Raw genomic sequence first — 23796 nt, forward strand, 5'->3', positions numbered from 1 at the left:
ACGGGAGACAAAAACTCCCGTCCGGTGAGTGAGACTGGTTCGTACTCAAGTTTTATGGCTGTACTTGATGAAAGGCGTAGGTCGGATGATGCGTACGCGTCCACTGAAGGTGGCGCTGCTGGGCTGTGGCGTGGTCGGCTCAGAGGTGGCGCGCATCATGACGACGCACGCCGAGGACCTCGCCGCCCGAATCGGGGCTCCCGTCGAGCTCGCCGGGGTCGCGGTCCGCCGCCCCTCCAGGATCCGCGAGGGGATCGACCCTGCGCTGGTCACCACCGATGCGAAGGCCCTGGTCGAACGGGGTGACATCGACGTCGTCATCGAGGTCATCGGCGGCATCGAACCCGCCCGCACCCTCATCACCACCGCCTTCGAGCACGGCGCTTCGGTCGTCTCGGCGAACAAGGCACTGCTCGCCGAGGACGGCGCGGCCCTGCACGCAGCGGCCGAGAAGCACGGCAGGGACCTGTACTACGAGGCGGCGGTGGCGGGCGCCATTCCGCTCGTACGGCCGCTGCGCGAGTCCCTCGTCGGCGACAAGGTCAACCGGGTGCTCGGCATCGTCAACGGCACGACCAACTTCATCCTCGACAAGATGGACTCCTCCGGAGCCGGATATTCCGAGGCGCTCGACGAGGCCACCGCCCTCGGATACGCCGAGGCCGACCCCACCGCCGATGTCGAGGGCTTCGACGCCGCCGCCAAGGCCGCGATCCTGGCCGGCATCGCCTTCCACACCCGCGTGCGCATCGGCGACGTCCACCGTGAGGGCCTCACCGAGGTCTCGGCCTCCGACATCGCGTCGGCCCGCCGCATGGGCTGCACCGTCAAGCTGCTCGCCATCTGCGAGCGCGCCGCGGACGGCAAGTCCGTGACGGCCCGCGTGCACCCCGCGATGATCCCGCTGACGCACCCGCTGGCCTCGGTCCGTGAGGCGTACAACGCGGTGTTCATCGAGGCCGAGGCGGCCGGACAGCTGATGTTCTACGGTCCGGGCGCGGGCGGCCCGCCCACCGCCTCCGCGGTCCTCGGCGACCTCGTCGCCGTCTGCCGCAACAAACTGGCCGGGACCACGGGCCCCGGCGAATCCGCGTACACACAGCTGCCTGTCAGCCCCATGGGCGAGGTCGTCACGCGGTACCACATCAGTCTCGACGTGGCCGACAAGCCTGGCGTACTCGCCCAGGTCGCGACGGTCTTCGCCGAGCACGGCGTATCCATCGACACGGTGCGCCAGCAGGGCCGACAGGACGGAGGCGGCGAGGCATCCCTCGTCGTCGTCACCCACCGCGCGCCCGACGCGGCCCTTTCCGGGGTCGTCGAGGCGCTGCGCAAGCTCGACACCGTGCGCGGTGTCGCCAGCATCATGCGTGTTGAAGGGGAGTAGGGGATGACCACCAAGGGCACCCACCAGTGGCGCGGCATCATCGAGGAGTACAGGCACCGCCTTCCGGTGACGGAGACGACGCCGGTCGTCTCCCTCGGCGAGGGTGGCACGCCGCTCGTAGTGGCGCAGGTCCTCTCCGAGCGCACCGGCTGCGAGGTGTATCTCAAGGTCGAGGGCGCGAACCCGACCGGGTCGTTCAAGGACCGCGGCATGACCATGGCGATCACCCGCGCCAAGGAGGAGGGCGCGCAGGCCGTCATCTGCGCCTCCACCGGCAACACCTCGGCCTCGGCCGCGGCGTACGCCGTGCGGGCCGGCATGGTCTGCGCGGTCCTCGTGCCGCAGGGCAAGATCGCGCTGGGCAAGATGGGGCAGGCGCTCGTCCACGGCGCCAAGATCCTCCAGGTCGACGGCAACTTCGACGACTGCCTCACGCTGGCCCGCCGCCTCTCGGACAACTACCCGGTGGCGCTGGTCAATTCCGTCAACCCGGTGCGCATCGAGGGCCAGAAGACCGCGGCCTTCGAGATCGTCGACGCGCTCGGGGACGCCCCGGACGTCCATGTGCTGCCCGTGGGCAACGCCGGTAACATCACGGCGTACTGGAAGGGCTATCGCGAGTACGCGGGCGACAGGATCGCCACGCACACCCCCCGCATGTGGGGCTTCCAGGCCTCGGGCTCGGCGCCCATCGTGCGCGGCGAAGTGGTCAAGGACCCGTCCACCATCGCCACCGCGATCCGCATCGGAAACCCGGCCTCCTGGGACTTCGCGATTGCCGCGCGCGACGAGTCGGGCGGCTTCATCGACGAGGTGACGGACCGCCAGATCCTGTCCGCCTACCGCCTGTTGGCCGCCCAGGAGGGCGTCTTCGTGGAGCCGGCCTCGGCCGCCAGCGTCGCCGGTCTGCTCAAGGCCGCCGACGAGGGCAAGGTCGACCCGGGCCAGAAAATCGTCTGCACGGTCACCGGAAACGGCCTCAAGGACCCGGACTGGGCGGTCGCGGGAGCCCCGCAGCCCGTCACCATCCCGGTCGACGCGGTCGCCGCCGCCGAGTTCCTCGGCCTGGCCTGACCCCACCGGGGCGGACAGACCGGATAGAACGGCACAGAGCGCATGGGAGGCCCGCGACACGCATCGTGCGCCTCCTGTGCGCCCTATGTCGTCACGGAACCTTCCTTCGATAGGCTGTACCGAACCCGCCCCGCCGCATACGCCGCGGTGTTGTCGCCGTCGTGGCCCTCGGGTGTTCGTACGTCTTGAAAATCCCGCGTCTTGAGAAGTCCTCGAAAAGACCGCAGCCCCACAAGGAGAGTCGTCGAGCGATGGCCGGTCCCGCGTTCCGCGCCGCCGCCGTAAGGGTGCGCACCCCCGCCACCAGCGCCAATCTCGGCCCGGGCTTCGACGCCCTCGGCCTGTCGCTGGGGCTGTACGACGACGTGGTCGTCCGGGTCGCCGACTCCGGGCTGCACGTCGACATCGCGGGCGAGGGCGCGGAGGCGCTGCCCCGCGACGAGAGTCATCTGCTCGTACGGTCGCTGCGCACCGCGTTCGACCTGCTCGGCGGGCAGCCGCGCGGCCTCGAGGTCGTCTGTGCCAACCGCATCCCGCACGGCCGGGGCCTCGGCTCCTCGTCCGCCGCCATCTGCGCCGGCATCGTCGCGGCGCGCGCGGTGACCATAGGCGGCGACGCGAAGCTCGACGACGCGGCCCTGCTCGAACTGGCAACCGAGATCGAGGGGCACCCCGACAATGTCGCGGCCTGCCTGCTCGGCGGGTTCACCCTCGCGTGGACCGACGGGGGAGCGGCCCGCGCGATCCGGATGGAGCCTGCGGAGTCCGTCGTTCCGGTGGTCTTCGTGCCCGCAACGGCCGTACTGACCGAGACCGCGCGTGGCCTGCTGCCGCGGACAGTCCCCCATGTGGACGCAGCGGCCAACGCGGGCCGCGCGGCGCTGCTCGTAGAGGCTCTGACCAGGCGTCCCGAGCTGCTGCTCGCGGCGACCGAGGACCGTCTTCACCAGGACTACCGAGCCCCGGCGATGCCGGAGAGCCTGGCCCTGGTCAACCGACTGCGCGCGGACGGCGTCCCCGCGGTCATCTCCGGTGCGGGCCCCACGGTGCTCGCGCTGGTCGAGGACAGTGCGGCCGACAAGGTCGCACGGCTGGCCGGCGAGGGGTGGGCGGCCAATCGGCTGACCCTCGACGCCAGGGGTGCGGTCGTTATGCCGCTCGGAACGTAGGGCTGCACCGGGCTGTACCCAGCTGAAGAGCGTGATTGCCGGTGAGGGAGAGGGGGAATGTTTGTTGGATCCGGTAGTGTTAATGTCAAGTCTGCACCCGACGTCTTTGTGGCGCGGTGCTTTGCGTCCCCATTCGGGACCACCACCCTTCCGGGAGCCTCCCCAACTGCCTGAGCAGCCTGCCTGAGCAGTTTTGAGCACGCTCCGGAACTGGCGCGACACCCCAGGCTCATCCCAGGAGGGGCAGTCGGGGACATCGAGCCGGACCCCACGCACGTTCCTCTCCGCCGTTTCCCGGCGGACCATCGCCCCGGCACGGTCTCCAAGGCCGCAGCCGGACAGCACAACCGGTCGCCGAGCCAGACAGGCCGACGTCCGCTCCAGGGAAGGACCCTTCGTGAGCGACACCACCGATCTGATGGGCGTGACTGCCGACAAGAATGTCGACAACGCCGCGCCCGCCGCAGGTGCTGCCACTGGTAGTGCCGCACGCCGCCGCCGCTCCGGCACCGGCCTCGACGGCATGGTCCTGGCCGAGCTGCAGCAGGTCGCGTCCGGCCTCGGCATCAAGGGCACTGCGCGCATGCGCAAGAGCCAGCTGATCGAGGTCATCAAGGAAACGCAGGCCGGCAGCCCGTCCGCGGAGAAGGGCGCCGACACGGCAGGCCCCGCCGCCGAGACCAAGCCCAAGCGCCGCGCCACGTCCAAGGCACGAACCGGAGACGATGCCGAGGCCACGGCCGCGGCGCCCGCGGCCGAAAGAGCCGTCGCCCAGCAGCAGATCGACATTCCGGGCCAGCCGGCCAACGACGACCAGCCGGTCGGTGAGCGCCGCAGGCGCCGCGCCACCGCGCAGGCGGGCAGCCCCGAGAGCACTGTTGTGACCGACACCAAGACCGAGACGAAGACCGAGACGAAGACCGAGCCCCAGGCCGAGGCGAAGACCGAGGCCCAGCAGGACGGCAAGGCCGAGACCGCGGTTTCCGCGTCGGCCCAGGAAAGCGCGGACGGCCGCCGGGGTGACCGCCAGGAGCGCGGTCAGCGCGGCGACCGTCAGCGCGGCAACCGCCAGGACCGCGGCGACCGCCAGGACCGCGGCGACCGCCAGGACCGCGGCGACCGCCGTGACCGCGGCAAGGGCGACGACCAGGGCGGCCAGCGCCAGCAGCGTCAGGGTGGCCAGGGCGCCCAGGGTGGCGGCCAGGGTGCGCAGAGCAGCCAGGGCCAGGGCGGCCAGAACAACGGGCCGCAGGACGACGACGAGTTCGGTGACGGCCGTCGCGGCCGCCGTGGCCGTTACCGCGACCGCCGTGGCCGTCGTGGCCGCGAGGAGTTCGGCAGCGACGCGCCGCCGGTCACCGACGACGATGTGCTGATCCCCGTCGCGGGCATCCTGGATATCCTCGACAACTACGCGTTCATCCGGACCTCCGGCTACCTGCCGGGCCCGAACGACGTGTACGTATCGCTTGCCCAGGTCCGCAAGAACGGCCTGCGCAAGGGTGACCACGTCACCGGCGCGGTCCGCCAGCCCAAGGACGGCGAGCGCCGCGAGAAGTTCAACGCGCTGGTCCGGCTGGACTCCTCGAACGGCATGGCCGCCGACTCCGGCCGCGGCCGTCCCGAGTTCCAGAAGCTGACGCCGCTCTACCCGCAGGACCGGCTCCGCCTGGAGACCGACCCGGGTGTGCTGACGACCCGCATCATCGACCTCGTCGCGCCCATCGGCAAGGGCCAGCGCGGTCTGATCGTGGCCCCGCCGAAGACCGGCAAGACCATGATCATGCAGGCGATCGCCAACGCGATCACCGTCAACAGCCCCGAGTGCCACCTGATGGTCGTCCTCGTCGACGAGCGTCCGGAAGAGGTCACCGACATGCAGCGGTCGGTGAAGGGCGAGGTCATCTCCTCGACCTTCGACCGTCCCGCCGAGGACCACACCACCGTCGCCGAGCTCGCCATCGAGCGTGCAAAGCGGCTGGTGGAGCTGGGTCACGACGTCGTTGTCCTGCTGGACTCGATCACCCGTCTGGGCCGCGCGTACAACCTCGCGGCCCCGGCCTCCGGCCGCATCCTGTCCGGTGGTGTCGACTCCACCGCGCTCTACCCGCCGAAGCGCTTCTTCGGTGCCGCGCGCAACATCGAGGACGGCGGCTCGCTGACCATCCTGGCGACCGCGCTCGTCGAGACCGGCTCGCGCATGGACGAGGTGATCTTCGAGGAGTTCAAGGGCACCGGCAACATGGAGCTCAGGCTCGACCGGAAGCTCTCGGACAAGCGCATCTTCCCGGCGGTGGACGTCGACGCGTCCAGCACCCGCAAGGAAGAGATCCTGCTCAACTCGGAGGAGCTCGCGATCGTCTGGAAGCTGCGCCGGGTGCTGCACGCACTCGACTCGCAACAGGCGATCGAGCTGCTGCTCGACAAGATGAAGCAGACCAAGTCGAACGCCGAGTTCCTGATGCAGATCGCGAAGACGACTCCCTCGGGCAACAACAGCGACTGATGTCGCCGACTGGTTTCGCCGACTGATTTCGGCTCAATCGGGTCAACTGGGCCGCCCCGTCACGGAAGTGACGGGGCGGCTTTGTCGTTCCCTGACACATCCCTGACGTGATGTTGCCAAGTTGTGTTCACGTTTCCCCCACAAATGGCTGGTGGGGCCCATGAGTCGGTCTACGATCAACCAGCCGCGGGTGGGGGGCTCATCAGGCCGTCGTCCGCGACGCGTTCGCCTCTCTCTGTCTCCGGGCATTCACAGACCTCTGACAGGAGACCGAGTTGTTGTCTGCCAAGCAGGGCGGGAAGCACAGGCGCCGCATACGCGTCGCCGTTCCCGCAGCCGCCGCGCTCATAGCCGCCGGTGTAGCGGGCGCGATGCTGATGGCCCCGGCCGGCGCCACCGAAGCGCCCGTGCCGACCTTCGGGATCGAGCCGGGCGTCAGCGCCCCCACCCAGGCGGAGCTGGAAGCGCGCCTGCAGTCGGCCGTCAAGAAGGCCGAGCGGCCGTCCCGGGCGGCCAGGTTCTCGTCCGGTGCGACGATCGACCCGAAGATCATCAGCGGTACGACGACCTCCATCGCCTCGGCTCCGTGGATGGCGCAGCTCTTTTACGAGGACGGCGACAACTCCTTCTTCTGCGGCGGCGCCGTCATCGCGCCGACGAAGATCCTGACCGCCGCGCACTGCGTCAAGGGCAAGGACTGGAAGTCCAAGGGCGTCATCGTCACCGGCACCGAGAAGCTGGCGACCAACGCGGGCCACGGCGGGGCCATGACCGGTGTCTGGCGCCAGTGGAACCACCCGTCGTACAGCTCGGCCACGCTCGCCAACGACATCGCGGTGCTGACCCTGCCGGAGCCGATCAGGGCCCAGCCGATCGCCATCACGAAGTCGGACGACACAGCGTCGTACAAGCCCGGCACCAGCGCGACCGTGTACGGCTGGGGCCGCACCACCTCCACCAACGACGACATCTCGGCGACGCTGCGCAAGGCGACCGTCCCGATCAACTCCGACGCCACGTGCGCCGACTGGAGCCTGGGCGGCGAATTCGTCAAGGGCCAGATGGTCTGCGCGGGCCAGCCGGCGAGCGGGCAGGACACCGGTACGGTCACGGCCTGCAACGGCGACTCGGGCGGCCCGCTGGTCGTGGGCGGCAGGATCGTCGGCGTTGTCTCGTGGGGCGTCACCGACTGCGTCGAGAAGGGCGCGTACAGCGTCTACGCGAAGGTCAGCTCGTACGTCGGAGCCGTCGTCCCGCGGGTCGACGACACCAACATCACCGGTGACCACCGGGCCGACATCCTCGCCCGGCGCAGCTCGGGCGAGCTGTTCACGTACGCCTCCAACGGCACCTCGTTCGCCGGGCGGGTGTCCGAGGGCGACTACAGCGGCGCCAATGTGGTCCTGCAGACCGACCTGAACCGGGACGGCCGGCAGGACCTGCTCGCGCGGACCACCGGCGGTGACGTCCTCTGGTCGCACGGAGAGGGCAGCACCAAGATCGCCTCCGACTGGGGCTCGCGCAAGCACCTCGTCGTCCCCGGGGACGTCACCGGCGACGCCCTGCCCGACCTGCTGTCCGTCGACTCGGCCGGCGCCCTGTGGATCTACCCGGGCAAGGGCAACGGCACCTTCGCGGCCCGCACCAAGGTCGGCACCGGCTGGGGCCAGTACAGCCAGCTGCGCGGCCACGGCGACTTCACCGGCGACGGCAAGGCCGACCTGATCGCCCGCGGCAGCGGCGGCAAGATGTACCTCTACAAGGGCACCGGCAAGGCGGGCACCGCGGCCTTCTCGGGACGCGTCCTGGTCCGTACGTGGGACGGCTACAACGCCTTCGACGCGGCGGGCGACATCACCGGCGACGGCAAGGCCGACTTCCTGGCCCGTACGCCCGGCGGCACGCTCTACCTCTACCCGGGCACCGGCAAGGCCACCTCGGAGATCTTTGCCACACGGATCACCATCGGGAGCGGCTGGCAGCAGTTCAACCTCTTCGGCTGAAAACCCAGGTGAGAGCCGATTTCCGGTCCCTCGCCCGGCCCGTGTCTCCACGCCCTGTGGCCCCTGCCCCCAGCAGGGGCCACAGGGCGCTGTGCAACCCTTCACGGTGATCCGTCGTCTGACAAGAGCAGACATACCGTGCCTGATCATCACGGCAGGGGGTACTGGGTACCGAACGAGGGACTGAGAAGCGTATGACGGAGCAGGCCAGGAGCGGGCGAATACGGGGGACCGGCAAGCGCCGGAGGGAACCCGAAAAGCGCGCCAAGGCACTCACGATCACCGCGTGGGCCGCGGCGGGCGTGGTGGTGCTGGGCGGCATGGGGCTCGGCTATGTCTACTTCAAGCTCGACGGAAACCTGAAGAGCGTCGACATCAACTCCCAGCTCGGCACCGACCGGCCGGAGAACGTCGACAACGGCTCGCAGGACATCCTGGTCCTCGGCTCCGACTCCCGCGCCGGCGACAACGCCAAGTACGGCAAGGACGAGGGCGGCGCCCGCTCGGACACCGCGATGATCGTCCACGTCTACGAGGGCCACAAGAAGGCCAGCGTCGTCTCGATCCCGCGCGACACTCTGGTCAGCCGCCCCGAGTGCGCCTCCGACGGCGGCCAGAAGGATCCCGGCGGGCAGCGCCAGATGTTCAACACGGCCTACGAGGTCGGCGGCCCGGCCTGCGCGGTCAAGACCGTCGAGAAGATGTCCGGCATCCGCATGGACCACTACATCGAGGTCGACTTCAGCGGCTTCAAGACGCTCATCGACGACCTGGGCGGGGTGGAGATCACCACCAAGCAGGCCATCAACGACAACAAGAGCCACCTGGACCTGAAGCCCGGCACCCATACCCTCAGCGGCGAGCAGTCCCTCGGTCTCGTACGGACCCGCAAGAGCGTCGGCGACGGCAGTGACCTGGGTCGTATCCAGCTCCAGCAGGCCTTCATCAAGGCGCTGATCAACCAGGTCAAGGACGTCGGGGTCTTCAGCAACCCCAAGAAGCTCTACGATCTCGCGAACACCGCCACCAAGACCGTCACCACCGACTCCGACCTGTCCTCGGTCAATGAGCTGGTGACCTTCGCGAACGGCCTCAAGGGCATCGGCGCGGGCGACATGAAGATGGTCACGCTGCCCGTCCAGTACGACCCGGCCGACCTCAACCGCGTCCTACCGCTCCAGCGCGACTCCCGGGAGGTCTGGGACGCACTGCGGCGGGACAAGCCGATCCCGGCCTCCGCGACCAAGGACTCCGCGGGTGACAAGGGCGACGCCGGCGAGGTCGTCAAGAGCTCGTAGCCGGCACTCCGCGGGGTGCCGCGGCGGGTCAGGAATACATCCGGGCCTTCTCCCGTTTTGGGAGATACGGCCAGTGCTGGCAGACTGGTACGTCGGTCCCGGTTCACGTGCGCGCAATCCGCGGGTGCGACCCGGAGCCCTCCCGAAACTAGGAGTCACCTTGAAGCGCGACATCCACCCCGAGTACGTCGAGACCCAGGTCAGCTGTACCTGTGGCGCGTCGTTCACCACCCGCAGCACGATCTCCAGCGGCACCGTCCGCGCCGAGGTCTGCTCCGAGTGCCACCCGTTCTACACGGGCAAGCAGAAGATCCTCGACACCGGTGGCCGCGTGGCCCGCTTCGAGGCCCGCTTCGGCAAGGCAACCGCCGCCGCGAAGTAGCGAGCCACTGCGCCGGTCCTCAGCCGCTCCGTACGGGGCGGCGGAGGACCGGCGTTTTGTCGTGACACACATACGTCGCGGCACCCAGACGCACAGGCTGCTCTTCCCGTTTACACGCAACCCAGGAGCCCGAAGATGTTCGAGGCGGTCGAGGATCTGATCGGCGAGCACGCCGATCTTGAGAAGAAGCTGGCCGATCCCTCGGTCCATGCCGACCAGGCGAACGCGCGCAAGCTGGGCAAGCGCTACGCCGAGCTGACCCCGATCATCCGCACGTACCAGGCCTGGAAGCAGACCGGTGAGGACATCGAGACGGCCCGGGAGTTCGCGGCCAGCGACCCCGACTTCGCCGCCGAGGCGAAGGAGCTGGAGAAGCAGCGCGTCGAGCTCACCGAGAAGCTCCGGCTGCTCCTGGTGCCGCGCGACCCCAGCGACGACAAGGACGTCATCCTTGAGGTCAAGGCGGGCGCGGGCGGCGACGAGTCGGCCCTGTTCGCCGGCGACCTGCTGCGCATGTACCTGCGGTACGCGGAGCGGGTCGGCTGGAAGACCGAGATCATCGACGCCACCGAGTCCGAGCTGGGCGGCTACAAGGACGTCCAGGTCGCGGTGAAGACCAAGGGCGGCAACGGCGCGACCGAGCCCGGCCAGGGCGTCTGGGCGCGGCTGAAGTACGAGGGCGGCGTGCACCGCGTGCAGCGCGTGCCCTCCACCGAGTCGCAGGGCCGCATCCACACCTCGGCGGCCGGTGTGCTCGTCACGCCCGAGGCCGAGGAGGTCGAGGTCGAGGTCGTCGCCAACGACCTGCGCATCGACGTGTACCGCTCGTCGGGCCCCGGCGGCCAGTCCGTCAACACCACCGACTCCGCGGTGCGCATCACGCACCTGCCGACCGGCGTCGTGGCATCGTGCCAGAACGAGAAGAGCCAGCTCCAGAACAAGGAGCAGGCCATGCGCATCCTGCGCTCGCGGCTGCTCGCCGCGGCCCAGGAGGCCGCCGAGCAGGAGGCCTCGGACGTACGTCGCAGTCAGGTCCGTACGGTCGACCGCTCCGAGAAGATCCGGACGTACAACTTCCCGGAAAACCGGATCTCGGACCACCGCGTCGGCTTCAAGGCGTACAACTTGGACCAGGTCCTCGACGGGGACCTGGACGCCATGATCCAGGCCTGTGTCGACGCCGACTCCGCCGCCAAGCTCGCGGCAGCCCAGTAAGCCCCAAGGCCAAACCCCCTGCAAGCCGGAGGACCGCGATGAATCTGCTGCTCGCCGAGGTGGCCCAGGCCACCCAGCGGCTGGCCGACGCCGGCGTGCCCTCACCGCGCTTCGACGCGGAGGAACTCGCGGCGTACGTGCACGGCGTCAAGCGGGGGGAGCTGCACAACGTTCCCGACACCGATTTCGACGCCCGCTACTGGGAGACGGTCGCGCGCCGCGAGGCCCGCGAGCCGTTGCAGCACATCACCGGACGCGCCTTCTTCCGCTACCTGGAGCTCCAGGTGGGCCCCGGCGTCTTCGTGCCGCGCCCGGAGACCGAGTCGGTCGTCGGGTGGGCCATAGACGCCGTCCGGGCGATGGACGTCGTCGAGCCGCTGATCGTCGACCTGTGCACCGGCTCCGGCGCCATCGCGCTCGCCATGGCCCAGGAGGTGCCGCGCTCGCGCGTGCACGGCGTCGAGCTGTCCGACGACGCCCTGAAGTGGACCCGTAAGAACGCCGAGGGGTCCAGGGTCACCGTCCACCAGGGCGACGCCAGGACGGCCCTGCCCGAGCTCGACGGCCAGGTCGACCTGGTGGTCTCCAACCCGCCGTACATCCCGCTCACCGAGTGGGAGTACGTCGCCCCCGAGGCCCGCGACCACGACCCGGAGATGGCCCTTTTCTCCGGCGAGGACGGCCTCGACCTGATCCGCTCCATCGAGCGCACCGCACACCGCCTACTGCGGCCCGGCGGCGTCGTCGTCATCGAGCACGCCGACACCCAGGGCGGCCAGGTCCCGTGGATCTTCACCGAGGAGCGGGGCTGGGCCGACGCGGCCGACCACCCCGACCTGAACAACCGGCCCCGCTTCGCGACGGCGCGCAGGGCCATGCCGTGACCGACGGCGACCCAGACCAGATCCCGTACGAGGAGGCCCGTTAAATGGCACGGCGATACGACTGCAACGACGCGACCGACCGCAAGACCGGTCTGCGCGAAGCCGCGGCCGCGGTCCGTCGTGGCGAGCTGGTCGTGCTGCCGACCGACACGGTCTACGGCATCGGGGCGGACGCCTTCAGCTCCGAGGCCGTCGGCGACCTCCTGGAGGCCAAGGGCCGTGGCCGGAACATGCCCACGCCCGTCCTCATCGGCTCCCCGAACACCCTGCACGGACTCGTCACGGACTTCTCCGAGCAGGCCTGGGAGCTCGTCGACGCCTTCTGGCCCGGCGCCCTGACCCTGGTCGCCCGCCACCAGCCGTCCCTCCAGTGGGACCTGGGCGAGACGCGCGGCACCGTCGCCGTTCGCATGCCGCTGCACCCCGTCGCCATCGAGCTGCTCACCGAGGTCGGCCCGATGGCCGTCTCCAGCGCCAACCTCACGGGCCACCCCGTCCCCGAGGACTGCGACGCCGCGCAGGAAATGCTCGGCGACGCCGTCTCCGTGTACCTCGACGGCGGCCGCACCCCCGGCATCGTCCCGTCGTCGATCGTCGACGTCTCGGGCAAGGTCCCGGTCCTGCTGCGGGCCGGCGCGCTCGACGCCGAGGAGCTGCGCAAGGTCGTACCCGACCTCGAGGTGGCCAATTGACCGCCCTTGACGGGCGTGGCATAGCCGAAGGCACCGCGAGCGACGCCTTCCGTATCCTCCACGTCAGTACCGGCAACGTCTGCCGCTCACCGATCACCGAGCGGCTGACCCGCCATGCCCTCAGCGACCGCTTGGGCGCGCGCCTGGGCGACGGGCTGCTGGTGGAGAGCGCGGGCACCTGGGGCCACGAGGGCGCGCCCATGGAAGCCAACGCGGCGGCCGTCCTCGCCGACTTCGGCGCGGACGCGACCGGCTTCATCGGCCGCGAACTGCTCGACGAGCACGTGATCCGCGCCGACCTCGTCCTCACCGCCACCCGCGACCACCGCGCCCAGGTCATCTCCATGGGGCACTCCGCGGGCCTGCGCACCTTCACGCTCAAGGAGTTCACCCGGCTGGTACGGGCCATAGACCCCGCGACGCTGCCCGACCCGATCGAGGACGGTGTGGTCGCGCGTGCGCGCGCCCTCGTGCGCGCGGCCGCCGCGCTGCGCGGCTGGCTGCTCGCGCCCAACGTGGAGGCCGACGAGGTGTACGACCCGTACGGCGCCCCCATCACGTTCTTCCGCTCCATCGGCGACGAGATCAACACCGCACTCGACCCGGTGGTCACCGCCATCACGGGGATTCCCGCCCACACCTGATACGGGCCGCACCCCACGCCGTCACCGCGCGTACCGGGCGGCGCGAGCGCTGTGGGCCTACATTGGTTTCGAAGCCCTTTTTCGACGCCCAGCGCCCCCTTCAGCCAGGCCCGGAGCCCGACATGCCGGTCACCAACGCACCCGTCCAGTCGCCGCACATCGCCCACGGGCCCGGCTTCGACGACCTGCGCCGCCAGGACCCGGAGATCGCCGATGTCATCCTCGGCGAACTGCGCCGCGAGGCCGCCGGACTCCAGCTGATCGCCGCGGAGAACTTCACCTCGCCCGCCGTCCTCGCCGCGCTGGGCTCCCCCCTCACCAACAAGTACGCCGAGGGCTATCCCGGCGCCCGCCACCACGGCGGCTGCGAGCTGGTCGACGTGGCCGAGCGCATCGCCACCAACCGCGCCACCGGGCTCTTCGGCGCCGAGCACGCCAATGTCCAGCCGCACTCCGGCTCCTCCGCGGTCCTCGCCGCGTACGCCGCGCTGCTGCGCCCCGGTGACACGGTGCTGGCCATGGGGCTCCCGTACGGGGGACATCTGACGCACGGTTCCCCGGCCAATTTCTCCGGCCGCTGGTTCGAGTTCATCGGCTACGGCGTCGACGCCGAATCCGGCCTGATCGACTACGAGCAGGTACGCCTCCTCGCCCATGCGCACCGCCCCAGGGCGATCGTGGTGGGCTCCATCGCCTACCCCCGCCACCCGGACTACCGGCGCTTCCGCGACATCGCCGACGAGGTCGGCGCGTATCTGATCGCGGACGCGGCGCACCCGATCGGCCTGGTCGCGGGGGGAGCGGCGCCGAGCCCCGTGCCGTACGCCGATGTCGTGTGCGCCACCACGCACAAGGTGCTGCGCGGCCCGCGCGGCGGCATGATCCTGTGCGGCGCCGAGCTCGCCGAGCGCATCGACCGGGCGGTTTTCCCCTTCACCCAGGGCGGCGCCCAGATGCACACGATCGCCGCGAAGGCCGTCGCCTTCGGTGAGGCGGCGGCGCCGGCCTTCACGACGTACGCCCATCAAGTGGTCGCCAACGCACGGGCGCTCGCCGAGGGACTGGCGGCCGAGGGCTTCGTGATCACCACAGGCGGCACGGACACCCACCTCATCACCGTGGACACCTCCCCGCTGGGCGTCGAGGGCCGCGTGGCCCGCGGCCGGCTGGCGGCGGCCGGGCTGGTCCTCGACACCTGCGCCCTTCCGTACGGCGAAGAGCGCGGTATTCGGCTGGGCACGGCGGCCGTCACCACGCAGGGAATGGGCGAGGTCGAGATGGCGCGCATCGCCGTCCTCTTTTCGCAAGCCGTGCGGGAAGAGCGCAGAGCGCTGCCGGAAGTACAGGAACTTGTCGGACGATTTCCGCCATATGCCCAGTAGACCTACGTCGTGCAACCATCAACGGGTACTCGAATGTCCTGGAGCATGTGGTCGCGAAGCTAGTGTGTGGGGCTGAGACGGCCGGCGATATCTGTGGGGCAGCCCGTGCGTGAATATCTGCTGACGCTTTGTGTCACGGCGGCAGTGACTTATCTGCTGACCGGGCCGGTGCGGAAGTTCGCCATCGCGATCGGCGCGATGCCGGAGATCCGTGCCCGTGACGTACACCGGGAACCGACACCGCGGCTCGGAGGCATCGCCATGTTCGGCGGTCTGTGCGCGGGTCTGCTGGTCGCGGACAACCTCCAGAACCTCAACGGTGTCTTCGAGCTGTCGAACGAGCCGCGTGCCCTGTTGTCGGGCGCCGCGGTGATCTGGATCATCGGCGTCCTCGACGACAAGTTCGAGCTGGACGCGTTGATCAAGCTGGGCGGTCAGTTCATCGCCGCGGGTGTGATGGTCGCGCAGGGCCTGACGATCCTGTGGCTGCCGATCCCCGGCGTCGGCCCGGTCTCGGTGACGGCCTGGCAGGGCAATCTGCTGACCGTGGCGCTGGTGCTCATCACCATCAACGCGGTGAACTTCGTGGACGGCCTGGACGGCCTGGCGGCCGGCATGGTCTGCATCGCCTCGGCGGCGTTCTTCATGTACGCCTACCGGATCTGGTACGGGTACGGAATCGAGGAGGCGGCGCCGGCCACCCTCTTCGCCGCGATCCTGATGGGCATGTGCCTGGGCTTCCTGCCGCACAACATGCATCCGGCGAGAATCTTCATGGGCGACTCCGGGTCGATGCTCATCGGCCTGGTGCTCGCGGCGGGCGCGGTCTCGGTCACCGGCCAGGTCGACTCGGACGCGCTCAAGCTGTTCACCGGCAGTTCGCGCGAGGCCACGCACGCGATGCTGCCCGTCTTCATCCCGCTGCTGCTGCCGCTGACGATCACCGCCATCCCGATCGCCGATCTGCTCCTCGCGGTGGTGCGGCGCACCTGGCAGGGTCAGTCGCCGTTCGCCGCCGACCGCGGGCACCTGCACCACCGGCTGCTGGAGATCGGCCACTCGCACAGCAGGGCGGTGCTGATCATGTACTTCTGGTCGGCCCTGATCGCCTTCGGCGCCGTCGCCTACTCGGTGCACTCGGCGAGCATGTGGATCGTGCTGGCCATCGTCGCGCTGAGCGCGGTCGGGCTGGTGCTGCTGCTCCTGCCGCGGTTCACCCCGCGCGCCCCGCGCTGGGCAGAGGCGTTCCTGCCGCCGCGCTACCGCAGGCGGCGCAAGGCACTCGCCACGGTGTCCTCCGACGCGTCCTCGCCCCAGAGCGTCCAGGAAGCAGGGGAGATCGCGGAGTCCGGTGAGGAGACGGAAGCTGAGGGGCCTGAGGGGCCGCCGGTGCCGGCGGGCGTCAACGGGGCGACGGCGCTCGGGCACCGACCTCGGTTCCCTCATCGGCCGGGAACCAAGACCCCGCATTGATGATTTGCCGCACCAAGTGCCAATAGCAGACAAAGGGTCGGCCTGTCCTGCACAGAAGGGCAGAGTCACTCTCATGTGTGACAGGCGGCACACTTTCTTGGTAAAGACCTCATCAAATAGTTTGTGATACCGTTCACGAGACCCGGAGACAGAGCCGAAAGACCGTAGTGCGACGGTCTATTGGCCAGAGGTGAGACCTCGGCCCGGGCCTACGCTCGTCCATGACGACACCTACCTGCCCCCCATTAGTAAGCGGAGCTGCCGCCATGCCGTCCAACGACGCCCGGACTCTCCTCCAAGCCGCCGTACCCGCCACTGTCGCCGGCGCGGTCGCCGTTGCCATCAGTGCCGTGGTCGCCGGTGGCAAGGGAGCGCTCGGCGCGATTGTCGGCACCCTGGTGGCCGTCCTGTTCATGGGAATCGGGCTGGTCGTACTCCAGCGAACGGCGAAGTCGTATCCGCAGCTGTTCCAGGCCATGGGGCTTTTGCTCTACACGGCCCAACTGCTGCTGATCTTCGTCCTCATGGCGGTGTTGCAGGACACCACATTGTTCAATCCCAAGGCCTTCGCCATTTCGCTGGTCGCGGCGACGGTTGTGTGGATCGGGGCCCAGGCTCGCGCCTATCTCAAGGCCAAGATCCTCTACGTCGAACCGGACTCCTCCGCCGCTCATCAGAGCAAGAAGTCGGAGTCCTCGTCGTGAGGGGTAGGGCCGGGATAAGTAGTCGTTCGAGACCCTGCTATCGTCCGGTGCCAACTGCGGCACTGCGGGCGCGGGCATCCGAGCTGACGCCTGTTCCATCGCGAGGCTCCATGTCTGAGAGCCGCCCCCACATCCGTTACACCAGTCCAGTGCCGAACCGCGGCTCCTCGCCGCGCCGACACAACGAGGTTGCCGTACCTATGCGCCACGCTGAAGGAGTCCGCGGTGAGTGCTGACCCCCAGATGCTCGCCTTCGACCCGAACTGCCACATCTTTTCCGGCTGTGGGTTCCCGGCGCCGGGGCTTCATACGTTCCTGTACGAGCCCATCGCCACGGTCGCCGGTTTTGAGTTCACGAAGCCGATGCTGCTCGCCCTGTTGGGCACCGTCGTGATCGTCGGATTCTTCTGGGCGGCCTTCAACAAGCCGAAGCTGGTGCCGGGCAAGATCCAGATGATCGGCGAAGCCGGTTACGACTTCGTCCGTCGCGGGATCGTCTACGAGATCATCGGTAAGAAGGACGGTGAGAAGTACGTCCCGCTGATGGTGTCGCTCTTCTTCTTCGTCTGGATTCTGAACGTCTGGTCGATCATTCCGCTCGCCCAGTTCCCGGTGAGCTCGCTGATCGCCTTCCCGGCGGCCCTGGCGCTGATCGTGTACGTCCTGTGGGTCAGCCTGACCTTCAAGAAGCACGGTTTCGTCGGCGGCTGGAAGAACATCACCGGCTACGACAAGTCGCTCGGCTGGATCCTGCCGCTGGTCGTGGTCATCGAGTTCTTCTCGAACCTGCTGATCCGCCCCTTCACCCACGCGGTCCGGCTGTTCGCGAACATGTTCGCCGGCCACCTGCTGATCGTGATGTTCTCGCTGGCGACCTGGTACCTGATGAACGGACTCGGCTTCGTCTACGCCGGCGCCTCGTTCGTGATGGTCATCATGCTGACCGTCTTCGAGCTCTTCATCCAGGCCGTCCAGGCGTATGTCTTCGTGCTCCTGGCCTCCAGCTACATCCAGGGCGCGCTCGCCAAGAGTCACTGAGCCAGCCCCGCCCCCAAGAACCAACAGACGTCCGGTGGCCAACCCCCACCGGTCCGTGAAAGAGAAGGAAGTAACGGCATGTCCGCTGCTCTCGACATCGTCAACCTCGCCGCTGAAGGCTCCGCCAAGACCAACGTGGTGGGCAACGTCGCCTCCATCGGCTACGGCCTTGCGGCGATCGGCCCCGGCGTCGGCGTCGGCATCATCTTCGGTAACGGCACCCAGGCCCTCGCCCGTCAGCCCGAAGCGGCCGGCCTGATCCGTACCAACCAGATCATGGGTTTCGCCTTCTGTGAGGCGCTCGCCCTCATCGGCATCGTCATGGGCTTCGTCTACCAGTAAGCCGGACCGACAGCCCAACCCCTTTCACGGAAGGCACTGATGTGAACGCTCTTAGGCTTGCTGCGGAGGAGCCTCAGAACCCCCTCCTCCCGCATCTCGACGAGCTTGTCATCGGCCTGATCGCCTTCGTCATCGTCTTCGGATTCCTCGCAAAGAAGCTCCTCCCGAACATCAACAATGTTCTGGAAGAGCGTCGCGAGGCGATCGAGGGCGGCATCGAGAAGGCCGATGCGGCCAAGATCGAAGCCGAAAGCGTGCTCGAGCAGTACAAGGCTCAGCTCGCCGAGGCCCGCCACGAGGCCGCCCGCATGCGCCAGGAAGCACTGGAGCAGGGCACTGCGCTGAAGGAAGAACTCCGCGCAGAGGGCCAGCGCCAGCGCGATGAGATCGTCGCCGCCGGCCACACGCAGATCGAAGCCGATCGCAAGCAGGCCGCGCACTCGCTGCGTCAGGACGTGGGCAAGCTCGCCACCGACCTGGCCGGCAAGCTCGTCGGCGAGTCCCTTGAGGACCACGCCCGGCAGAGCCGCACCATCGACCGTTTCCTCGGCGAGCTCGAGGAGAAGGCCGAGGCGGCCCGATGACGATGCATGGAGCGAGCCGCGAGGCACTGGCCACCGCACGGACGAGCCTCGACGCGCTGACCGACAACACGTCGGTCGACGCGGCGAAGCTCGCCGACGAGCTGGCAGCCGTAACCGCGCTGCTCCACCGCGAGGTGTCGCTGCGACGGGTCCTCACCGACCCGGCGCAGGCAGGCGAGGCCAAGGCCCAGCTTGCCGGGCGACTGCTGAGCGGGCAGGTGGGCGGCGAGACTGCCGACCTGGTCTCCGGCATGGTCCGGTCCCGCTGGTCGCAGTCGCGTGACCTGGTCGACGCGATCGAGGAGCTGGCGGCCACCGCCGACCTCACCGCGGCGCAGCAGACCGGCGCGCTCGACGACGTGGAGGATGAGGTGTTCCGGTTCGGCCGGATCGTCTCCTCCAACACCGGCCTGCGATCCGCGCTGACCGACAAGTCGGCTTCGATGTCCGCCAAGAGCGAGCTGCTGCGCAGCCTGCTCGGCGGCAAGGCCAACCCGGTAACCGAGCGCCTTGTGGTCCGTCTTGTGGCTCAGCCGCGTGGACGTAGCCTGGAAGCGGGACTCGAATCCCTCTCCAAGCTCGCCGCGGCGCGCCGGGACCGCATGGTCGCCGTCGTCACCTCGGCGGTGCCGCTCACCGATCAGCAGAAGCAGCGCCTCGGCGGTGCACTGGCGAAGCTTTACGGCCGCCAGATGCACCTGAACCTCGAAGTGGACCCCACGGTCCTCGGCGGGATCCAGGTGCAGGTCGGCGACGAGGTCATCAACGGCACCATCGCGGACCGCCTCGAAGAGGCGACCCGCCGCATGGCCGGCTGACCAGCCACCAACTGAACAGCACGCAATACCCGTAGTAGTACCAGCGGCCCGGTTGGGCCGTGCAGAGATTGCAGAAGATTCCTGGGGGTTGAACCCCAGACCCCTTTAGAACCTTCGGGCCCAACAAGGAGAGCAGGGAACCCAGATGGCGGAGCTCACGATCCGGCCGGATGAGATCCGGGACGCACTGGAGAACTTTGTCCAGTCGTACAAGCCGGACGCGGCCTCGCGCGAGGAGGTCGGCACGGTCAGCGCGGCCGGCGACGGCATCGCCAAGATCGAGGGTCTTCCCTCGGCCATGGCGAACGAGCTGCTGAAGTTCGAGGACGGCACCCTCGGTCTCGCCCTCAACCTTGAGGAGCGGGAGATCGGTGCGGTCGTCCTCGGCGAGTTCAGCGGTATCGAGGAGGGCCAGCCGGTGCAGCGCACCGGTGAGGTGCTCTCCGTCGGCGTCGGCGAGGGCTACCTCGGCCGCGTTGTCGACCCGCTCGGCAACCCGATCGACGGCCTCGGCGACATCGCGACCGAAAGCCGCCGCGCACTCGAGCTGCAGGCGCCTGGCGTCATGGTCCGTAAGTCGGTGCACGAGCCGATGCAGACCGGCTACAAGGCCGTCGACGCGATGGTGCCGATCGGCCGCGGCCAGCGTCAGCTGATCATCGGTGACCGTCAGACCGGCAAGACCGCTCTGGCGATCGACACGATCATCAACCAGCGCGACAACTGGCGCACCGGCGACGTGAACAAGCAGGTTCGCTGCATCTACGTCGCCATCGGCCAGAAGGGCTCCACCATCGCGTCCGTACGCGGTGCGCTGGAGGAGGCGGGCGCGCTCGAGTACACGACGATCGTCGCCGCCCCGGCGTCCGACCCGGCCGGCTTCAAGTACCTCGCCCCGTACACCGGTTCGGCCATCGGCCAGCACTGGATGTACGCAGGCAAGCACGTCCTGATCATTTTCGACGACCTGTCGAAGCAGGCCGACGCCTACCGCGCCGTGTCGCTGCTGCTGCGCCGTCCGCCGGGCCGCGAGGCCTACCCGGGCGACGTCTTCTACTTGCACTCGCGTCTCCTTGAGCGCTGCGCGAAGCTCTCCGACGAGATGGGTGCCGGTTCGATGACCGGTCTGCCGATCGTCGAGACCAAGGCGAACGACGTGTCGGCGTTCATTCCGACCAACGTCATCTCCATCACCGACGGTCAGTGCTTCCTGGAGTCCGACCTGTTCAACGCGGGCCAGCGCCCGGCGCTGAACGTCGGTATCTCGGTCTCGCGTGTCGGTGGCTCCGCCCAGCACAAGGCCATGAAGCAGGTCTCCGGCCGCCTTCGTGTGGACCTCGCCCAGTACCGCGAGCTGGAGGCGTTCGCCGCCTTCGGTTCCGACCTGGACGCGGCCTCCAAGGCTTCGCTGGAGCGCGGCAAGCGCATGGTCGAGCTGCTGAAGCAGCCGCAGTACGCGCCGTTCCCGGTCGAGGAGCAGGTTGTCTCGGTCTGGGCCGGCACCACCGGCAAGATGGACGACGTACCGGTCGAGGACATCCGTCGCTTCGAGGCCGAGCTGCTGGAGTACCTGCGCCGCGAGCGCAAGGAGCTCCTCACCTCGATCGCCGATGGCGGCAAGATGTCCGACGACACGCTGCAGTCCGTGGCCGATGCGATCAAGGCCTTCAAGCAGCAGTTCGAGACCTCGGACGGCAAGCTCCTCGGCGAGGACGCGCCGGCCGTCAACGTCTCCAAGTGACGACGGAAGGGACCTGACTCATGGGAGCGCAGCTCCGGGTCTACAAGCGTCGCATCCGATCCGTCACCGCGACCAAGAAGATCACCAAGGCGATGGAAATGATCGCCGCCTCGCGCATCGTCAAGGCGCAGCGCAAGGTGACGGCGTCGATGCCGTACGCGAACGAGCTCAACCGCGCGGTGACCGCGGTGGCGACCGGCTCGACCACGAAGCACGCCCTGACCACCGAGGTCGAGGCGCCGACCCGCGCCGCGGTGCTGCTCATCACGAGCGACCGCGGTCTGGCCGGCGGCTACTCCTCCAACGCCATCAAGGCGGCGGAGCGGCTCAGGGAGCGGCTCCGTGTCGAGGGCAAGGAAGTCGACTCGTACATCGTCGGCCGCAAGGGTGTCGCCTACTACGGCTTCCGCGAGCGCAAGGTCGCGGAGTCGTGGACCGGCTTCACCGACAGCCCCACTTACGGGGATGCCAAGAATGTGGCCGCACCGCTGATCGAGGCCATCCGGACGGAGACGGCCGAGGGTGGTGTCGACGAGCTGCACATCGTCTTCACGGAATTCGTGTCGATGATGACGCAGAACCCGATCGACAACCGGATGCTGCCGCTTTCACTCGACGCAGTGACATCAGCGGCTTCCGCCGCGGGTGCGGAGGAGAGCAGCACGAAGGGCGAGATCCTTCCGCTGTTCGACTTCGAGCCGTCGGCCGAGGACGTCCTTGACGCCCTTCTGCCGCGCTACGTCGAGAGCCGTATCTACAACGCACTGCTGCAGGCCGCCGCTTCCGAGCACGCCGCCCGTCGTCGTGCGATGAAGTCGGCGACCGACAACGCCGGGGATCTCATCAAGAGCCTCTCCCGGCTAGCCAACGCGGCCCGCCAGGCCGAAATCACCCAGGAAATCAGCGAGATCGTCGGTGGCGCCAGCGCTCTGGCCGACGCGACCGCGGGGAGTGAAAAGTAATGACGACCACTGTTGAGACGGCCACGGCCACGGGCCGCGTCGCCCGGATCATCGGCCCGGTCGTCGACGTGGAGTTCCCCGTCGACGCGATGCCGGAGATCTACAACGCACTGCACGTCGAGGTCGACGACCCGGCCGAGGACGGCGCGCGCAAGCTGCTGACCCTCGAAGTCGCCCAGCACCTGGGTGACGGCGTGGTCCGTGCGATCTCGATGCAGCCCACCGACGGTCTGGTCCGCCAGGCCGCGGTGACCAACACGGGCGCGGGCATCACCGTTCCCGTGGGTGACATCACCAAGGGCAAGGTCTTCAACACCCTTGGCCAGATCCTGAACGACCCGGACGCCGAGGCTCAGATCACTGAGCGCTGGCCGATCCACCGCAAGGCCCCGGCCTTCGACCAGCTCGAGTCCAAGACCGAGATGTTCGAGACCGGCCTGAAGTGCGTCGACCTGCTGACCCCGTACGTCAAGGGCGGCAAGATCGGTCTGTTCGGTGGTGCGGGCGTCGGCAAGACCGTCCTCATCCAGGAAATGATCATGCGTGTGGCGAAGCTGCACGACGGTGTCTCCGTGTTCGCCGGTGTCGGCGAGCGCACCCGTGAGGGCAACGACCTCATCGACGAGATGACCGAGTCGGGCGTCCTGGACAAGACCGCACTGGTCTTCGGCCAGATGGACGAGCCGCCGGGCACCCGTCTTCGGGTCGCGCTTTCCGCCCTGACCATGGCGGAGTACTTCCGCGATGTGCAGAAGCAGGACGTGCTGCTCTTCATCGACAACATCTTCCGCTTCACCCAGGCCGGCTCCGAGGTCTCCACGCTGCTCGGCCGCATGCCGTCCGCAGTGGGTTACCAGCCGACCCTGGCCGACGAGATGGGTGTGCTCCAGGAGCGCATCACCTCGACGCGTGGCCACTCGATCACCTCGATGCAGGCGATCTACGTCCCCGCGGACGACCTGACCGACCCGGCTCCGGCGACCACCTTCGCGCACCTCGACGCGACGACGGTGCTCTCCCGGCCGATCTCGGAGAAGGGCATCTACCCGGCGATCGACCCGCTGGACTCGACGTCCCGCATCCTGGACCCGCGCTACATCACGCAGGACCACTACGACACCGCCATGCGGGTCAAGGGAATCCTGCAGAAGTACAAGGACCTCCAGGACATCATCGCGATTCTCGGCATCGACGAGCTGGGCGAAGAGGACAAGCTTGTTGTCCACCGCGCCCGTCGCGTCGAGCGCTTCCTTTCGCAGAACACGCACGCCGCCAAGCAGTTCACGGGCCTGGATGGTTCGGACGTACCGCTCGACGAGTCGATCGGCGCGTTCAACGCGATCTGCGACGGCGATTACGACCACTTCCCGGAGCAGTCGTTCTTCATGTGCGGTGGCATTGAGGACCTCAAGGCCAACGCCAAGGAGCTCGGCGTCTCCTGAGTCCCCGGACTCGAGGGAGAGGGGTGGGTACGTCCCGCCCCTCTCCGCACGCCCCC

Annotated in this window: 21 protein-coding genes; all 21 read left to right on the top strand. The window is 68.6% G+C overall.

Annotated elements, in window-relative coordinates; translation table 11 throughout:
- Positions 1-85 precede the first annotated feature (85 nt).
- Positions 86-1387 (top strand): homoserine dehydrogenase, encoded by a 1302-nt coding sequence (locus tag QMK30_RS11540; protein WP_283517373.1) that lies wholly within the window; start codon positions 86-88, stop codon positions 1385-1387.
- Between the two features lie 3 nt (positions 1388-1390).
- Positions 1391-2461 (top strand): threonine synthase, encoded by a 1071-nt coding sequence (gene thrC / locus QMK30_RS11545; protein WP_283517374.1) that lies wholly within the window; start codon positions 1391-1393, stop codon positions 2459-2461.
- A 251-nt stretch (positions 2462-2712) separates the two neighbouring features.
- Positions 2713-3630: a homoserine kinase gene (thrB, locus tag QMK30_RS11550; protein ID WP_283517375.1), complete on the top strand. Its 918-nt coding sequence runs from the start codon at positions 2713-2715 to the stop codon at positions 3628-3630.
- Between the two features lie 397 nt (positions 3631-4027).
- Positions 4028-6136: a transcription termination factor Rho gene (gene rho, locus QMK30_RS11555; protein WP_283517376.1), complete on the top strand. Its 2109-nt coding sequence runs from the start codon at positions 4028-4030 to the stop codon at positions 6134-6136.
- 275 nt (positions 6137-6411) lie between these two features.
- Positions 6412-8139, top strand: coding sequence for a trypsin-like serine protease (locus QMK30_RS11560; RefSeq protein ID WP_283517377.1), 1728 nt, complete (start codon positions 6412-6414; stop codon positions 8137-8139).
- 194 nt (positions 8140-8333) lie between these two features.
- Positions 8334-9437: an LCP family protein gene (locus QMK30_RS11565; RefSeq protein ID WP_283517378.1), complete on the top strand. Its 1104-nt coding sequence runs from the start codon at positions 8334-8336 to the stop codon at positions 9435-9437.
- Between the two features lie 160 nt (positions 9438-9597).
- Positions 9598-9819, top strand: a complete 222-nt coding sequence (rpmE, locus tag QMK30_RS11570; RefSeq protein ID WP_283517379.1) for a 50S ribosomal protein L31 — start codon at positions 9598-9600, stop codon at positions 9817-9819.
- 135 nt (positions 9820-9954) lie between these two features.
- Positions 9955-11034, top strand: coding sequence for a peptide chain release factor 1 (gene prfA, locus QMK30_RS11575; RefSeq protein ID WP_283517380.1), 1080 nt, complete (start codon positions 9955-9957; stop codon positions 11032-11034).
- A gap of 38 nt (positions 11035-11072) precedes the next feature.
- Positions 11073-11918: a peptide chain release factor N(5)-glutamine methyltransferase gene (gene prmC, locus QMK30_RS11580; protein ID WP_283517382.1), complete on the top strand. Its 846-nt coding sequence runs from the start codon at positions 11073-11075 to the stop codon at positions 11916-11918.
- A gap of 44 nt (positions 11919-11962) precedes the next feature.
- Positions 11963-12610 (top strand): L-threonylcarbamoyladenylate synthase, encoded by a 648-nt coding sequence (locus tag QMK30_RS11585; RefSeq protein WP_283517383.1) that lies wholly within the window; start codon positions 11963-11965, stop codon positions 12608-12610.
- A complete protein-coding gene (locus QMK30_RS11590) occupies positions 12607-13254 on the top strand; it encodes an arsenate reductase/protein-tyrosine-phosphatase family protein (protein ID WP_283517384.1) in 648 nt (215 codons plus the stop codon). Before QMK30_RS11585 ends, QMK30_RS11590 begins: the two co-directional genes overlap by 4 nt.
- Before the next feature lie 122 nt (positions 13255-13376).
- Positions 13377-14636, top strand: a complete 1260-nt coding sequence (glyA, locus tag QMK30_RS11595) for a serine hydroxymethyltransferase (RefSeq protein ID WP_283517385.1) — start codon at positions 13377-13379, stop codon at positions 14634-14636.
- Between the two features lie 105 nt (positions 14637-14741).
- Positions 14742-16109, top strand: a complete 1368-nt coding sequence (locus tag QMK30_RS11600; protein ID WP_283517387.1) for an MraY family glycosyltransferase — start codon at positions 14742-14744, stop codon at positions 16107-16109.
- A 266-nt stretch (positions 16110-16375) separates the two neighbouring features.
- Positions 16376-16813 carry a Cg1360 family ATP-synthase-associated protein gene (locus tag QMK30_RS11605; protein WP_283517388.1) on the top strand — a complete coding sequence of 146 codons (438 nt, stop codon included), beginning with the start codon at positions 16376-16378 and terminating at the stop codon, positions 16811-16813.
- A gap of 225 nt (positions 16814-17038) precedes the next feature.
- Positions 17039-17851, top strand: a complete 813-nt coding sequence (atpB, locus tag QMK30_RS11610) for a F0F1 ATP synthase subunit A (RefSeq protein WP_283517390.1) — start codon at positions 17039-17041, stop codon at positions 17849-17851.
- Positions 17852-17929: 78 nt separating this feature from the next.
- Positions 17930-18193, top strand: coding sequence for an ATP synthase F0 subunit C (atpE, locus tag QMK30_RS11615; RefSeq protein ID WP_283517392.1), 264 nt, complete (start codon positions 17930-17932; stop codon positions 18191-18193).
- A 41-nt stretch (positions 18194-18234) separates the two neighbouring features.
- Positions 18235-18777 carry a F0F1 ATP synthase subunit B gene (locus QMK30_RS11620; protein ID WP_283517394.1) on the top strand — a complete coding sequence of 181 codons (543 nt, stop codon included), beginning with the start codon at positions 18235-18237 and terminating at the stop codon, positions 18775-18777.
- A gap of 2 nt (positions 18778-18779) precedes the next feature.
- Complete coding sequence (locus tag QMK30_RS11625) at positions 18780-19595, top strand: F0F1 ATP synthase subunit delta (protein ID WP_283517474.1); 816 nt, start codon at positions 18780-18782, stop codon at positions 19593-19595.
- Positions 19596-19740: 145 nt separating this feature from the next.
- Positions 19741-21336 (top strand): F0F1 ATP synthase subunit alpha, encoded by a 1596-nt coding sequence (atpA, locus tag QMK30_RS11630; protein ID WP_283517395.1) that lies wholly within the window; start codon positions 19741-19743, stop codon positions 21334-21336.
- A 20-nt stretch (positions 21337-21356) separates the two neighbouring features.
- Positions 21357-22298, top strand: a complete 942-nt coding sequence (locus QMK30_RS11635; protein ID WP_283517396.1) for a F0F1 ATP synthase subunit gamma — start codon at positions 21357-21359, stop codon at positions 22296-22298.
- Complete coding sequence (gene atpD / locus QMK30_RS11640) at positions 22298-23740, top strand: F0F1 ATP synthase subunit beta (protein ID WP_283517398.1); 1443 nt, start codon at positions 22298-22300, stop codon at positions 23738-23740. Before QMK30_RS11635 ends, atpD begins: the two co-directional genes overlap by 1 nt.
- The last annotated feature ends 56 nt before the right edge of the window (positions 23741-23796 follow it).

The organism is Streptomyces sp. H27-C3, from assembly GCF_030063415.1.
GTDB lineage: Bacteria > Actinomycetota > Actinomycetes > Streptomycetales > Streptomycetaceae > Streptomyces.

Excerpts from the sequence above, each read along its gene's own strand:
- QMK30_RS11540 (WP_283517373.1), top strand. The coding sequence starts at position 86 with ATGATGCGTACGCGTCCACTGAAGGTGGCGCTGCTGGGCTGTGGCGTG.
- thrC (WP_283517374.1), top strand. The coding sequence starts at position 1,391 with ATGACCACCAAGGGCACCCACCAGTGGCGCGGCATCATCGAGGAGTAC.
- thrB (WP_283517375.1), top strand. The coding sequence starts at position 2,713 with ATGGCCGGTCCCGCGTTCCGCGCCGCCGCCGTAAGGGTGCGCACCCCC.
- QMK30_RS11565 (WP_283517378.1), top strand. The coding sequence starts at position 8,334 with ATGACGGAGCAGGCCAGGAGCGGGCGAATACGGGGGACCGGCAAGCGC.
- prfA (WP_283517380.1), top strand. The coding sequence starts at position 9,955 with ATGTTCGAGGCGGTCGAGGATCTGATCGGCGAGCACGCCGATCTTGAG.
- prmC (WP_283517382.1), top strand. The coding sequence starts at position 11,073 with ATGAATCTGCTGCTCGCCGAGGTGGCCCAGGCCACCCAGCGGCTGGCC.
- QMK30_RS11585 (WP_283517383.1), top strand. The coding sequence starts at position 11,963 with ATGGCACGGCGATACGACTGCAACGACGCGACCGACCGCAAGACCGGT.
- glyA (WP_283517385.1), top strand. The coding sequence starts at position 13,377 with ATGCCGGTCACCAACGCACCCGTCCAGTCGCCGCACATCGCCCACGGG.
- QMK30_RS11605 (WP_283517388.1), top strand. The coding sequence starts at position 16,376 with ATGCCGTCCAACGACGCCCGGACTCTCCTCCAAGCCGCCGTACCCGCC.
- atpE (WP_283517392.1), top strand. The coding sequence starts at position 17,930 with ATGTCCGCTGCTCTCGACATCGTCAACCTCGCCGCTGAAGGCTCCGCC.
- QMK30_RS11625 (WP_283517474.1), top strand. The coding sequence starts at position 18,780 with ATGCATGGAGCGAGCCGCGAGGCACTGGCCACCGCACGGACGAGCCTC.
- atpA (WP_283517395.1), top strand. The coding sequence starts at position 19,741 with ATGGCGGAGCTCACGATCCGGCCGGATGAGATCCGGGACGCACTGGAG.
- QMK30_RS11635 (WP_283517396.1), top strand. The coding sequence starts at position 21,357 with ATGGGAGCGCAGCTCCGGGTCTACAAGCGTCGCATCCGATCCGTCACC.
- atpD (WP_283517398.1), top strand. The coding sequence starts at position 22,298 with ATGACGACCACTGTTGAGACGGCCACGGCCACGGGCCGCGTCGCCCGG.